The organism is Streptococcus sp. 1449, assembly GCF_013276805.1.
Lineage (GTDB): Bacteria > Bacillota > Bacilli > Lactobacillales > Streptococcaceae > Streptococcus > Streptococcus pseudopneumoniae.
Genome location: NZ_VMLS01000093.1, coordinates 15,303 through 30,126 on the forward strand (window position 1 = coordinate 15,303; position 14,824 = coordinate 30,126).

8 protein-coding genes are annotated in these 14,824 nt (G+C 39.7%); all 8 read left to right on the forward strand.

The features are described 5' to 3' along the window. The gene (gene msrB / locus HT687_RS11075) at positions 1-1,113 is read left to right on the forward strand and encodes a peptide-methionine (R)-S-oxide reductase MsrB (protein ID WP_050207717.1); all 1,113 of its coding nucleotides are present in this window, start codon (positions 1-3) and stop codon (positions 1,111-1,113) included. Between the two features lie 337 nt (positions 1,114-1,450). Next, positions 1,451-2,188 carry a response regulator transcription factor gene (locus HT687_RS11080; RefSeq protein WP_138701170.1) on the forward strand — a complete coding sequence of 246 codons (738 nt, stop codon included), beginning with the start codon at positions 1,451-1,453 and terminating at the stop codon, positions 2,186-2,188. Further along, entirely contained in the window at positions 2,185-3,876 is a 1,692-nt protein-coding gene (locus tag HT687_RS11085; RefSeq protein WP_172924207.1) for a sensor histidine kinase, read from the forward strand. The genes HT687_RS11080 and HT687_RS11085 overlap by 4 nt, the downstream gene beginning before the upstream one ends. A 114-nt stretch (positions 3,877-3,990) precedes the next feature. Continuing rightward, positions 3,991-4,554, forward strand: coding sequence for a TIGR01440 family protein (locus HT687_RS11090; protein ID WP_001006359.1), 564 nt, complete (start codon positions 3,991-3,993; stop codon positions 4,552-4,554). A 21-nt stretch (positions 4,555-4,575) separates the two neighbouring features. Further along, complete coding sequence (locus HT687_RS11095; RefSeq protein WP_172924208.1) at positions 4,576-11,793, forward strand: ZmpA/ZmpB/ZmpC family metallo-endopeptidase; 7,218 nt, start codon at positions 4,576-4,578, stop codon at positions 11,791-11,793. Positions 11,794-11,866: 73 nt separating this feature from the next. Further along, a complete protein-coding gene (gene pabB, locus HT687_RS11100; protein ID WP_172924209.1) occupies positions 11,867-13,588 on the forward strand; it encodes an aminodeoxychorismate synthase component I in 1,722 nt (573 codons plus the stop codon). After that, positions 13,589-14,206, forward strand: coding sequence for an alpha/beta hydrolase (locus tag HT687_RS11105; protein ID WP_172924210.1), 618 nt, complete (start codon positions 13,589-13,591; stop codon positions 14,204-14,206). Between the two features lie 49 nt (positions 14,207-14,255). Further along, on the forward strand, positions 14,256-14,824 hold a 569-nt coding region (locus HT687_RS11110; protein WP_172924211.1), incomplete at its 3' end, for an excalibur calcium-binding domain-containing protein.

Sequence of the window (14,824 nt, forward strand, 5' to 3'; positions counted from 1 at the left end):
ATGAATGATAAGTTAAAAATCATCATGTTGCTAGGAGTATTTTTTCTAGCCATAACCGGTTTCTATTTTCTATTGATGAGAAATGCAGGGCAGACAGATGCCTCGCAAATTGAGAAAGCGGCAGTTAGCCAAGGAGGAAAAACAGTGAAAAAAACAGAAGTTAGTAAAGATGCAGATTTGCACGAAATTTATCTAGCTGGTGGTTGTTTCTGGGGAGTTGAGGAGTATTTTTCTCGAGTTCCTGGGGTAACAGATTCCGTTTCAGGCTATGCAAATGGTAGAGGGGAAACAACCAAGTACGAATTGATTAACCAAACAGGTCATGCGGAGACTGTTCATGTCACCTATGACGCCAATCAAATTTCTCTCAAGGAAATCCTGCTTCACTATTTCCGCATTATCAATCCAACCAGTAAGAATAAACAAGGAAATGATGTGGGAACCCAGTACCGTACCGGTGTTTACTACACAGATGACAAGGATCTAGAGGTGATTAACCAAGTCTTTGATGAGGTGGCTAAGAAGTACGATCAGCCTCTAGCAGTTGAAAAGGAGAGTCTGCAGAATTTCGTAGTGGCTGAGGATTACCACCAAGACTATCTCAAGAAAAATCCAAATGGCTACTGCCATATCAATGTTAATCAGGCGGCCTATCCTGTCATTGATGCCAGCAAATATTCCAAACCAAGTGATGAAGAATTGAAAAAGACCCTGTCACCTGAGGAGTATGCAGTCACCCAAAAAAATCAAACAGAACGGGCTTTCTCAAACCGCTACTGGGATAAATTTGAATCTGGTATCTATGTGGATGTGGTAACTGGCGAACCTCTCTTTTCATCAAAGGACAAGTTTGAGTCTGGTTGTGGCTGGCCTAGTTTTACCCAACCCATCAGTCCAGATGTTGTCACCTACAAGGAAGATAAGTCCTACAATATGACGCGTATGGAAGTGCGGAGCCGAGTAGGAGATTCTCACCTTGGGCATGTCTTTACGGATGGTCCACAGGACAAGGGCGGCTTACGTTACTGTATCAATAGCCTCTCTATCCGCTTTATTCCCAAAGACCAAATGGAAGAAAAAGGCTACGCTTATTTACTAGATTATGTTGATTAATACTCTTCGAAAATCGCTTTAAACCACGTCAGCGTCGCCTTACCGTGGGTAGGGTTGAGACGGAGCAAAAACTCAATTTGAGGAGAAAATAAAGCAAATTTTCTAACAATAAAACACATAATATCAAGGATTTTTAATACCTGATACTATGCGTTCTCTAATTTAAAAGACTTTTTGCCCAGTCTCTCTATCCACAACCTCAAAGCGGTACTTTGAGCAACCTGTGGCTAGCTTCCTAGTTTACTTTTTGATTTTCATTGAGTATAAGAAGTCTTTCCTAAGCAGTGAGAGGAGAATTTTGCTATACTGATACTAGTAAGTGGTAAAGGAGAGAAGCATGACCTATACAATCTTAATCGTAGAAGATGAATATCTGGTAAGACAGGGCTTGACCAAGTTGGTCAATGTAGCAGCCTACGATATGGAAATCATCGGTCAGGCTGAAAATGGAAGGCAGGCTTGGGAATTGATCCAAAAACAGGTGCCAGATATCATTTTAACCGATATCAACATGCCTCAGCTAAATGGCATCCAGTTGGCCAGTCTGGTTCGGGAAACCTATCCTCAGGTTCATCTAGTTTTTTTGACAGGCTACGATGATTTTGATTATGCCTTGTCTGCTGTCAAACTCGGTGTGGATGACTACCTGCTCAAGCCCTTTTCTCGTCAGGATATTGAGGAAATGTTGGGGAAAATCAAGCAAAAACTAGATAAGGAAGAGAAGGAAGAGCAGTTACAAGATTTATTGGCCGATAAGTTTGAAGGAAACATGGCCCAGAAAATCCAGTCCCATCTGGCTGATAGCCAGTTTAGTTTAAAGTCTTTGGCCAGTGACTTAGGCTTTAGTCCAACTTATCTGAGTTCTTTGATTAAGAAAGAGTTGGGCCTGCCTTTTCAGGATTATCTGGTGAGAGAACGTGTCAAACAAGCCAAGCTCTTGCTTCTGACCACAGATTTAAAGATTTATGAGATAGCCGAAAAGGTTGGTTTTGAAGATATGAACTATTTTACCCAACGTTTTAAGCAGATTGCAGGTGTGACACCTCGTCAGTTTAAGAAGGGAGAAGACCGATGAAGCGTTCTTCTCTTTTAGTTAGAATGGTTATTTCCATCTTTCTGGTCTTTCTCATTCTCCTAGCTCTGGTTGGAACTTTCTACTATCAATCTAGTTCTTCAGCCATTGAGGCCACCATTGAGGGCAACAGCCAAACGACCATCAGCCAGACTAGCCACTTTATTCAGTCTTATATTAAAAAATTAGAAACCACCTCGACCGGTTTGACCCAGCAGACGGATGTCCTAGCCTATGCTGAGAATCCCAGTCAAGATAAGGTCAAGGGAATCCGAGATCTATTTTTGACCATCTTAAAGGCAGACCAGGACTTGAAAGCAGTGGTTTTGGTGACCAAATCTGGTCAGGTCATTTCTACAGATGACAGTGTGCAGATGAAAACTTCATCTGATATGATGGCTGAGGATTGGTACCAAAAGGCCATTCATCAGGGAGCCATGCCTATTTTGACTCCAGCTCGTAAATCAGATAGTCAATGGGTCATTTCTGTCACTCAAGAACTTCTTGATGCAAAGGGAGCTAATCTGGGCGTGCTTCGTTTGGATATTTCTTATGAAACTCTGGAAGCCTATCTTAACCAACTTCAGTTGGGGCAGCAGGGCTTTGCCTTTATCATCAATGAAAATCATGAATTTGTCTACCATCCTCAACACACAGTTTATAGTTCGTCTAGCGAAATGGAGGCCATGAAATCCTATATCGAGACGGGTCAGGGCTATACGCTAGATCACCAATCCTACGTCAGTCAAGAAAAGATTGCAGGAACTGATTGGACGGTGCTTGGCGTGTCTTCGCTGGAGAAGTTAGACCAGGTTCGGAGTCAACTCATGTGGACCTTGCTTGGGGCAAGTGTCACATCTCTTCTTGTCTGTCTCTTCTTGGTTTGGTTAAGTCTCAAACGCTGGATTGCTCCTTTAAGGGACTTGAGAGAAACCATGTTGGAAATTGCTTCTGGTGCTCAAAATCTTCGTGCCAAGGAAGTTGGTGCCTATGAACTGAGAGAAGTAACTCGCCAATTTAATGCCATGTTGGATCAGATTGATCAGTTGATGGTAGCTATTCGTAGCCAGGAAGAAACGACCCGTCAGTACCAACTTCAAGCCCTATCAAGCCAGATTAACCCCCATTTCCTCTATAATACCTTGGATACCATCATCTGGATGGCTGAATTTCAGGATAGTCAGCGAGTGGTTCAGGTGACCAAGTCCTTGGCGACCTATTTCCGCTTGGCACTCAATCAAGGTAAGGACTTGATTTGCCTGTCTGATGAAATCAATCATGTCCGCCAGTATCTCTTTATCCAGAAACAACGCTATGGAGATAAGCTGGAATACGAGATTGCTGAAAATCCTGCCTTTGATAACCTAGTCTTGCCCAAGTTGGTTTTGCAACCTCTGGTGGAAAATGCTCTTTACCATGGCATCAAGGAGAAGGAAGGTCAGGGACATATTAGAGTTTCTGTTCAGAAACAGGATTCAGGATTGGTCATCCGCATTGAGGATGATGGAGTTGGCTTCCAAGATGCTGGTGATAGTAGTCAAAGTCAACTCAAACGTGGGGGAGTTGGTCTTCAAAATGTCGATCAGCGTCTCAAACTTCATTTTGGAGAACATTACCAGATGAAGATTGATTCTGCACCCGACAAAGGAACGACGGTTGAAATATACATAAATAGAATAGAAACTAGTTAACTCCCAGTCAATTCTGGGAGTTTTATGCGTAATTGGGCAAGCTTTCCAGGTCGTCTATCTTGCTAAAAACAAGAAAAAACGGTATGATAGATAGTGACAAAAGAGGTAGCAGAGATGAACGAGACACAGATTCAAAGAGAAACACGTCAGATAGTGAAAGATGTTTTAGAAAAGGCCAATTTGAAGCAAGGATCTATCTTTGTTTTGGGTCTTTCCTCTAGTGAAGTGATAGGTGGTCAGATTGGCAAGGAATCCAGCCAAGAAATTGGCGAAATCATTGTGAAGACCATCCTAGATTTCCTAGAAGAAAAAAGAATTCATCTAGCTGTTCAAGGCTGTGAGCATGTCAATCGGGTTCTCGTCGTTGAACGTCAGGTGGCAGAGCAGTTTGGTCTGGAAATCGTCAGTGTCCTTCCTACTCTCCATGCAGGAGGTTCAGGTCAATTGGCAGCCTTTAAGTTTATGCAAGATCCAGTTGAGGTTGAATTTATCAAGGCTCATGCTGGATTGGATATCGGAGATACTGCAATTGGTATGCATGTCAAGCATGTTCAGGTTCCGATTCGCCCTCTTTTGAGAGAGATTGGTCATGCCCATGTAACGGCGCTGGCTAGTCGTCCAAAATTAATCGGAGGTGCGCGTGCGCACTATCCGCAAGATTCTATCAGAAAGTCGTGAGAATAAATAAAGGAGATGAAAGTGTTTAAAAAAGACCGTTTTTCAATTCGTAAGATTAAGGGAGTTGTAGGTTCTGTATTTCTTGGAAGCCTTTTGATGGCTTCTTCTGTAGTGGACGCAGCCACCTATCACTATGTAGATAAAGAGGTTATTTCACAAGAAGCTAAAGATTTAATCCAGACAGGAAAGCCTGATGGAAATGAACTTGTTTATGGTTTGGTGTATCAAAAAAATCAGCTGCCACAAACAGGGACAGAAGCATCTGTTTTGACAGCTTTTGGTTTGCTGACTGTTGGGAGCTTGCTTTTAATCTACAAGAGAAAGAAAATTGCCAGCGTCTTTCTAGTTGGAGCTATGGGATTGGTAGTCCTTCCTAGTGCAGGAGCTGTAGATCCAGTTGCTACTCTAGCACCGGCTAGTCGAGAGGGTGTTGTTGAAATGGAGGGTTATCGTTATGTTGGTTATCTATCAGGTGACATCCTCAAAACGCTTGGCTTGGACACTGTTCTAGAAGAAGACTCAGCTAAACCTGAAGAGGTAACTGTGGTCGAAGTTGAGAATCCCCAAGTAACAACAAATCAGGAGCAAGATAAGCCAGAAAACCGAGCAGTAGAGACAGAGGAAGCTCCTAAAACAGAAGAAAATCCAAAGGAAGAACAAGAACCTAAATCGGAGGTAAAACCTACTGACGAAACCCTTCCTAAAGTAGAAGAGGGGAAAGAAGATTCAGCAGAACCAGCACCAGTCAAATCGGAAAGTCAACCATCAGACAAACCAGCTGAGGAATCAAAAGTTGCAACTCCAGTAGAACAACCAAAAGTCCCAGAACAACCCGTGCAACCTACACAACCGGAGCAGCCAAGGATACCAAAAGAATCATCACAACCAGAAGATCCTAAAGAGGATAAGGTATCGGAAGAGACACCGAAACAAGAAGATGCACAGCCAGAAGTAGTAGAAACAAGAGATGAGGCTTCTAATCAACCTGTTGAAGAACTAAAAGTGGAAACGCCTGCTGTAGAAAAACAAACGGAACCAGCTGAGGAACCAAAAGTTGAACAAGCAGGTGAACCAGTCGCGCCAAGTGAAGGCGAAAAGGCACCAGTCGCGCCAGAAAAGCAACCAGAAGCTTCTAAAGAAGAGAAGACTGCGGAAGAAATACCGAAACAAGAAGAACAACTAGTAGAAGCTCAAGTTGAACCAGAAAGTCAACCAACAGAAACTTCACCAGCTGCTCAACCAGCAGAACATCAGAATGAAGAAACAAAAGTAGAACAGCCAGCAGTAGAACATAAAACAACTCCTGAAGAAGGTGTGTTAAATGTAATAGAGGTTAAGTCTGAAGTTATAGTAACTAAAGAGCCTGTGCCTTTTAAGACAGTTGAGCAAGATGATGAGAACCTCGCTAAGGGAAAAACAAGGGTTATTCGAGAAGGTGTTGCTGGCGAACGCACTATTTTAACTGAAGTCACTACTACTGATGGTAGACAGTCCAGTAAAGTACTAGAGGATACAATAACAACCAATCCAGTAGATGAAATAAAGGGTGTTGGTACTAAAGAACCAGTTGATAAAAGTGAGTTAAAGAATCAAATTGATAAAGCTAGTTCAGTTTCTCCTACTGATTATTCTACAGCAAGTTACAATGCTCTTGGATCTGTTTTAGAAGCTGCAAAAGGTGTATATGCTTCTGACTCTGTAAAACAACCTGAAGTAGATAGCGAGACAGCTAAACTTAAAGATGCTATCGACGCTCTTACTGTTGATAAAACAGACTTAAACAAAACTATCGAAGATGCGAAATCAAAAACTAAAGAGCACTACAGTGATGCATCTTGGACAAACCTTCAAAATGTATTAGCCGAAGCGAAAAAAGTTACAAGCAAACCAGAAGCAAAACAAAGCGAAGTTAATCACATTGACGAAAAACTTAAATCCGCTATTGCTGGATTAAATACAGATAAGACTGAACTTGAAAAACAACTGAATCTTGTAAACGAAAAAACTCAAGCTGACCACAGTACTACATCTTGGAACACTCTAGAAGAATCGAAAAATGCCGCTCAAACTGTAAAAGATAAGGCTACCTCTACTCAAGCTCAAATCGACGAAGCTACTAAAAAACTTAAAGCTGCTATTGACGCTCTAAGCGTTGATAAAACAGACTTAAACAAAACTATCTCTGATGCGAAATCAAAAACTAAAGAACACTACAGCGATGCAACTTGGGCAAATCTTCAAACTGTACTAGCTGAAGCTGAAAAAGTTACAAGCAACCCAGCAACAAAACAAAGCGAAGTAAATCACATTGACGAAAAACTGAAAGCTGCTATCGCTGGTTTAAATACAGATAAGACTGAACTTGAAAAACAACTTGCTGATGTTAAGTCTAAAACTGCAGCGGACTACAGCACTACATCTTGGAATGCTCTAGAAGAATCGAAAAATGTCGCTCAAACTGTAAAAGACAACAATAAGGCTACTCAAGCTCAAATCGACGAAGCTGCTAAAAAACTGAAAGCGGCTATCACTGATTTAACTACAGATAAGACTGAACTTGAAAAACAACTTGCTGATGCTCAGTCTAAGACTGCTACTGACTACAGTACTGTATCTTGGAGCGCTCTAGAAGAGGCAAAAAATGCCGCTCAAGCTGTAGAAGATAACGCTACTGCTACTCAGGCTCAAATCGATGATGCTGCTAAAAAACTGAAATCTGCTATCGATGCTCTTACTGTTGATAAAACAAAATTACAAGAACAAATAAAAGATGCAGAAATTAAACGAGAAGCTGACTATAGCCCTAATACTTGGAATGAATTTAAAAAAGCTGAAATAAAAGCTAAAGAAATCAACAACCAAACTACTCCACTTCCTAAACAAAGTAAAATAGATGCGACTACTCAAGCTCTTCAAGACGCTATTAAAGCTCTTGCTGTAGATAAAACTGCATTACAAACGGCTATTAACACAGCTAACAGCAAACGTAAAGAAGAATACACTACTCAAACATGGAAATCTTTAGAAGACACTCTTACAGCAGCAAAATCTGTAAATACAGATAAAACTGCTACTCAAAGTAAAGTAGATGAAGCTACTAGAAGATTAGAAGAAGCTATCAAAAACTTAGTTCCATTATCTGCAAAACCAGTATTAACATTTGTAAATACTGATAAGAAAGTATTAGATAAAGAAGTAGTTGCTAAGTATTCTCTAGAAAATCCTACTAAAGCTAAAATCAAATCAATCACAGCTACCCTGAAAAAAGATGGACAAGTTGTTAAGACTGTGAATCTAACAGAAAATAATCTAAATGCGTTATTAGACAATGTAGAATACTTCAAAGAGTATACTCTATCTACTACTATGGTTTATGATAGAGGTAATGGTCAAGAAGAAACTGAAACATTAGAAGATCAACCAATTCAATTAGATCTTAAAAAAGTTGAAATTAAAAATATTAAAGAAACAAGTCTAATAAGTGTTGACGATGAAGGTGTTGAAACTGACTCAAGTTTACTTTCAGAAAAACCAACGAATGTTGCTCCACTTTATCTACGAGTTACAACTCACGATAACAAAGTGACAAGACTTTCTGTTGATAAAGTTGAAGAAGTAGTTAAAGATGGAAAAACATTATACAAAGTTACTGCCAAAGCACCAGACTTAGTTCAACGTAATGCTGATAACACACTTAGCGAAGAGTATGTTCATTACTTTGAAAAACAAAAAGCAAAAGAAGGTAATGTTTACTACAACTTCAATGAGCTTGTAAAAGATATGCAAGCTAACCCAACGGGTGAGTTTAAACTTGGGGCAGACTTGAATGCAGCAAATGTAAAAGGGAATGGTAAATCTTACGTAACTTCAACATTCAAAGGTAAATTACTAAGTAATGATGGCGGTAGATTTACAATTCATAACCTTGAACGTCCACTATTTGCTAGAGTTGAAAATGCGCATGTGCATGATATTAATCTTGGTAATGTTAATATTAACTTGTCAGGAGAAAATAAAGTGGCTCCCCTTGGTGAGATGTTCAAAAAATCAACCATTGAAAATATTAAAGTAACCGGTAATGTAGTAGGAAACAATGACGTTACAGGTATGGTTAACAAACTGGATGAAGCAGATATGCGTAATGTTGCCTTCGTTGGAAATATTACAAGTGTCGGCAATAAAGGCTGGTGGTCTGGTGGACTTGTCAGTGAAAGCTGGAGAAGTAATACGGATAGCGTTTATTTCGATGGAAATATTGTCGCTAATAATTCTAAGGTTGGTGGACTTGTCGCTAAGGTTAACCATGGTGGAAATCCATATGACTTCAAGCAACGTGGTCGATTGAAGAATTCATTTATTAAAGGTACGATGACTCTTAAAAACCATGGTCAAAGTGGTGGTTTGATTCATGAAAACTATGACTGGGGTTGGGTAGAAAATAACGTAAGTATGATGAAAGTAACCAATGGTGAAATCATGTACGGAGCAAGCTCAGTAGATACAGGGGATTCATACTTTGGATTTGATAACTTCAAGAATAACTTCTATGTAAAAGATGTTGCAACAGGTTTATCTTCATATAATAAATCTAAGCAAATTAAAGGTATTTCAGAAACAGATGCTCTAGCAAAATTTGCTAATATGGGTATTACTGCTCATGAGTATACGATTAATGATCCTGTAACAAATAAATTGAACCAGGTGAAACCAAAAGCTGATACTTACAAAGATACTCAAGATTATGATGCATCTCGTGAACTTGCCTACCGTAATATCGAAAAACTTCAACCGTTCTACAATAAAGAGTGGATCGTTAACCAAGGTAATAAGATTCCAACGGGATCAAACCTATTAACTAAAGAAGTATTATCTGTTACAGGTATGAAAGACGGTCGATTTGTAACTGATTTATCTGATGTTGATAAGATTATGATTCACTACGCGGATAGTACAAAAGAAGAAATGGGCGTTACATCTAAGGATTCTAAAGTAGCACAAGTTCGTGAATATAGTATTTCTGGATTAGATGATATTGTCTACACACCAAATATGGTTGATAAAGATAGAACTCAGTTAATTAGTGATATTAAAGCTAAATTGTCATCATTTGATCTAATTTCTCCTGAAGTAAGAGATATTATGGATAAACGTAATAGAGCTGAGGAAAACAGTGAGAATCATAAGAATAATTACATTAAAAATCTGTTCCTTGAAGAAAGTTTTGAAGAGGTTCGAGGAAATCTTGATAAACTTGTTAAAGCTTTAGTGGAAAATGAAGATCATCAGTTAAATAGAGACGATGCTGCTATGAAAGCTCTTCTTAAAAAAGTAGAAGATAATAAAGCTAAGATTATGATGGGTCTTACTTATCTAAATCGCTACTATGGATTCAAATATGATGAAAAGTCTATGAAGGATATTATGATGTTCAAACCGGACTTCTATGGTAAGAATGTTAGTGTCTTGGACTTCTTGATTAGAGTTGGTTCAAGAGAACACAATATTAAAGGTAACAGAACGTTAGAAGCTTATCGTGAAGTAATTGGTGGAACGATTGGTATCGGTGAGTTAAACGGTTTCTTAAACTATAATATGCGTTTATTCACAGAAGAAACTGACATCAATACTTGGTATAAAAAAGCTGTATCGAATACCAACTATATTGTTGAAAAACAATCTTCAAATCCATTATTTGCTGGCAAAAAATATCGTTTGTATGAAAACATTAATAATGGTGAGCATAGTAAATACATCTTACCATTATTGACCACGAAGAAAGCTCATATGTTCTTGATTTCTACGTATAACACATTAGCGTTTAGTTCGTTTGAGAAATATAATAAGAACACAGAAGCAGAACGTGAAGAGTTCAAAAAACAAATTGATTTACGTGCGCAAGAGCAAATCAATTACTTAGACTTCTGGTCTAGACTTGCTGCTGACAATGTACGTGATAGATTGCTCAAATCTGAAAATATGGTTCCATCAGCAATCTGGGATAGTCAAGATGTTTGGGGATATGGTTGGTCAGATCGCATGGGTCACCATAAAAATGGTGACTATGCTCCGGTTCGTGAGTTCTATGGACCTACAGGTAAATGGCATGGATATAATGGTACGGGTGCATATGCTTATATCTTTACTAATCCACAAAACTCAGAAGCTGTGTATTATATCATATCTAGTATGATCAGTGATTTCGGTACTTCTGCATTCACTCATGAAACTACACACATTAATGACCGTATGGCCTACTTAGGAACATGGCGTCACCGTGAAGGAACAGACGTTGAAGCCTTTGCTCAAGGTATGTTACAATCACCATCAGTTTCAAATCCAAATGGAGAATATGGTGCCTTAGGATTAAACATGGCTTACGAACGTAAAAATGATGGAAATCAAATTTACAACTATAATCCGAATGTGTTAAATAGTCGTGAGAAAATCGATCACTACATGAAGAATTACAATGAATCCATGATGATGCTTGATTACTTAGAAGCTGAGTCTGTCATCAAGAAAAATACTGGAACAAATGATAAGTGGTTCAAGAAGATTGATAAGAAATATCGTGAAAAAGCGGATCGCAATGGCTTAGTTGGTGAACCACATCAATGGGATTTAGTTCGTGATTTGAATGATGACGAAAAGAATACGAAGCTGACAAGTATTGATCAACTGGTTGATGGAAACTTTGCAACGAAACATGGATTACCAGGAAATGGTCATTACCGTACTGAAGGATTTGATTCTGCTTATACTGTAGTAAATATGATGACAGGTATTTATGGTGGTAATACAAGTAAGAGTGCGGTTGGTTCAATCTCATTCAAACATAATACCTTCCGTATGTGGGGTTACTTCGGTTATTTAGACGGATTCTTAGGTTATGCATCAAACAAATACAAACAAGAATCTAAAGCAGCAGGTAATGTAGGTCTTGGTGATGACTTTATTATTAATAAAGTTTCTAACGGCAAATTCCAAAGCTTAGAAGCATGGAAGAAAGCATGGTATCATGAAGTACACGAAAAAGCCCAAAGAGGTTTTGTTGAAATTGAAATCGATGGTCAAAAGATTTCAACTTACGCACAACTTCAGACCTTATTTGATGCCGCGGTCGAAAAAGACCTTCAAGGTAATGATTTCAAGAATACTGTGGATCTTAAATGGAAAGTTTACAAACAACTCTTGCAGAAATCAGATGGATTTGCTGGTGATTTATTCACTAAAGCATAATCAATAGTAAGAAAACAATAAAAAGGTAGATCAGCTTTTGTCTGTATCTGCCTTTTTATGCTATACTTAAGGTATGCATAGAAAAACAGTGATTGATTTTAGGGCTTTGGGGGAGAGATACATCTTTACCCAGCCTATTAAAGAGTTGAAAACGAGAAATGTAGAAGAAGTGGCAGATTTGCTGGCACAAGTGGAAAGCTACCAAGAGCAAGGTTATTATGTGGTGGGCTATGTCAGCTACGAGGCTGCACCTGCTTTTGAGGAAAAATTAGCAGTTCACAAGGATCCCCTACTGGGAGAGTACCTGCTTTACTTTACTGTTCATGATAGCGTAGAAACTTCCCCTATTCCTCTGACTTATGAGGATATTGATTTGCCCTCAAATTGGCAGGAAGTGACGTCTGCAGCAGACTATGAAAAGGCAATTGCCCAAATTCACCATCATTTGCGTCAGGGAGACACCTATCAGGTCAACTACACCGTCCAACTCAAGCAAAAGTTAAGTGCCAATCCTTTTGCCATCTACAATCGTATGGTGGTAGAGCAGGAGGCGGGCTACAATGCCTATGTTGAACATGACGAGATGGCAGTAATTTCCATGAGCCCAGAGCTCTTTTTTGAGCAAAATGACCGCGAATTGACAACACGACCAATGAAGGGGACGACTCAGCGTGGCATGACTGACAAAGAAGACTTGGAGCAGGCCAGTTGGTTGGAACAGGATCCTAAAAATCGCTCTGAAAATATGATGATTGTGGACCTCTTGCGCAATGATATGAACCGTATTTCTGAAGTGGGGAGCGAGCACGTGGAGCGTCTGTGTCAGGTAGAGCAGTATTCAACGGTTTGGCAGATGACTTCGACCATCAAGAGTCAGTTGCGAGAGGATGTGAACCTTGTTGAAATCTTCCGTTCTCTCTTTCCTTGTGGTTCTATAACGGGAGCACCGAAAATTGCGACTATGGAAATCATCAAGAACTTGGAGCCGCAACCGCGTGGAGTTTACTGCGGAACGATTGGTCTCTTGCTTCCAAATGGACGACGGATTTTCAATGTTGCCATTCGGACCATTCAACTGCATCAAGGGAAAGCTATCTATGGAGTTGGCGGAGGTATTACATGGGATAGCACCTGGGAATCTGAATACCGTGAAGTTCATCAAAAGGCAGCTGTTCTCTATCGTAAACAAGCTCGTTTTCAGCTGATTACGACTGGGAAAATCAGCCAGAAGAACCTGCTGTTTGAAGCACAACATCTGGAAAGGCTGAGAAAAGCTAGTCGCTATTTTGCTTCTCCTTTTGATGCAGAAGACTTGAAACAAAAGATAAAGGAAGAGTGTCAGGATTGTGATGTTAATCAAGATTACCGCTTGCGAATTAGCCTTAGCAAGTCTGGAGAGATAGAAGTCAATCGTCAAGTATTAACACCTCTCAGTCGAACCTTCTGCTATGCCCAACTCTGTCTTCAGGAAGCCAATTTGCAACAAGCATTTACCTACTTCAAAACAAGCCACCGACCTCACTTGGGCCTAAGGAAGCAGGAAATTATTTACCATAATGCAGCTGGAGAGCTATTGGAAACCTCTATCGGAAATCTGGTTTTGAAAATTGCTGGGAAACTCTACACACCGCCTATCCGACTTGGAATCTTGCCAGGAATTTACCGTCAGCATTTGCTGGAAACAGGACAGGTAGAAGAGAAAGTCTTGACCTTGGCAGATTTAGCCCAAGCAGAAGCTATTTACGGCTGTAATGCAGTGAGAGGCTTGTATGAATTAAGCCTAGAGGAGAACTAGATGAAACTGGTATTTTTACACGGTTTAGGGCAGTCAGCAGAGTCTTGGAAAGAAGTTCGGAATCTACTGACAGATTATCCTTCTGAGGATATCGAGTTATTTCCTTCTGGAGTTAGCAACTATCAACAAGCCAAGGAGCGAGTTTATCAGCAACTAGCTCAAGAGACAGAACCTTTTGTTTTGATTGGATTGTCCTTAGGTGCTGCCCTGGCACTAGAACTTTCCAGTTACGATTTACCAAATCTTCGAGCTTTGGTTCTATCAGGATGCCCACTTAAATTGTCCGGTAATATCCTATTTTATATTCAGTTGCTGATTTTTAAACTACTTCCCAAAAAAGTATTTGAAAAACAGGGGGCAGACAAGACTTTTATGGTCGGAGTTTCTGAGGAGTTGAAGACACTTGATTTAACGGATATAGCAGGGATTTGCCCCTATCTAACCTTACTAATTTGTGGAAGCAAAGATAAACCGAATCTTAGTTTTATGAGAAGTCTTCATAAACTAATATCAGAATCCCAATTTCAGATTATCCCAGACGGCCCTCATGTCTTGAATAAGGAAAAACCAAAGGAGTTTGTAGAAAATACCAGAAGTTTCCTTGAATTGCTGAAATAAGTTTGATAAAATAATATTGAAATCGATATCATAATTATAGGAGAAAGAAATGAATAAACGTCTATTTTTAAAAATGAGTCTGGCTACCTTGCCAGTTTTAGCCTTGTTTTCACAACCTGTGTTAGCAGAGGAAAACATTCATTTTTCGAGTTGTAAGGAAGCTTGGGCGAATGGATACGCAGATATTCACGAGGGAGAACCTGGGTATTCTGCCAAGTTAGACCGCGATCATGACGGTGTGGCTTGCGAATTGGAAAATGCCCCTAAGGGCGCCTTTAAAGCAAAACAAGAGACTACAACTCAAACTGATACAAGTTCATCAACAACAAGTGGTTGGGTTAAGCAGGACGGCGCTTGGTACTACTTTGATGGAAATGGAAATCCAGTGAAAAATGCTTGGCAGGGAAGCTATTACCTGAAAGCAGACGGGAAAATGGCCCAGAGCGAATGGATTTATGATTCTTCCTATCAAGCTTGGTATTACTTGAAATCAGATGGATCTTATGCAAAGGATGCATGGCAAGGAGCTTACTACCTTAAGTCAAACGGTAAAATGGCACAAGGTGAGTGGGTTTATGACTCTTCTTATCAAGCCTGGTATTACTTGAAATCAGATGG

Coding starts and splice junctions, on each gene's coding strand:
- msrB (WP_050207717.1), top strand. CDS start 1: ATGAATGATAAGTTAAAAATCATCATGTTGCTAGGAGTATTTTTTCTA.
- HT687_RS11080 (WP_138701170.1), top strand. CDS start 1,451: ATGACCTATACAATCTTAATCGTAGAAGATGAATATCTGGTAAGACAG.
- HT687_RS11085 (WP_172924207.1), top strand. CDS start 2,185: ATGAAGCGTTCTTCTCTTTTAGTTAGAATGGTTATTTCCATCTTTCTG.
- HT687_RS11090 (WP_001006359.1), top strand. CDS start 3,991: ATGAACGAGACACAGATTCAAAGAGAAACACGTCAGATAGTGAAAGAT.
- pabB (WP_172924209.1), top strand. CDS start 11,867: ATGCATAGAAAAACAGTGATTGATTTTAGGGCTTTGGGGGAGAGATAC.
- HT687_RS11105 (WP_172924210.1), top strand. CDS start 13,589: ATGAAACTGGTATTTTTACACGGTTTAGGGCAGTCAGCAGAGTCTTGG.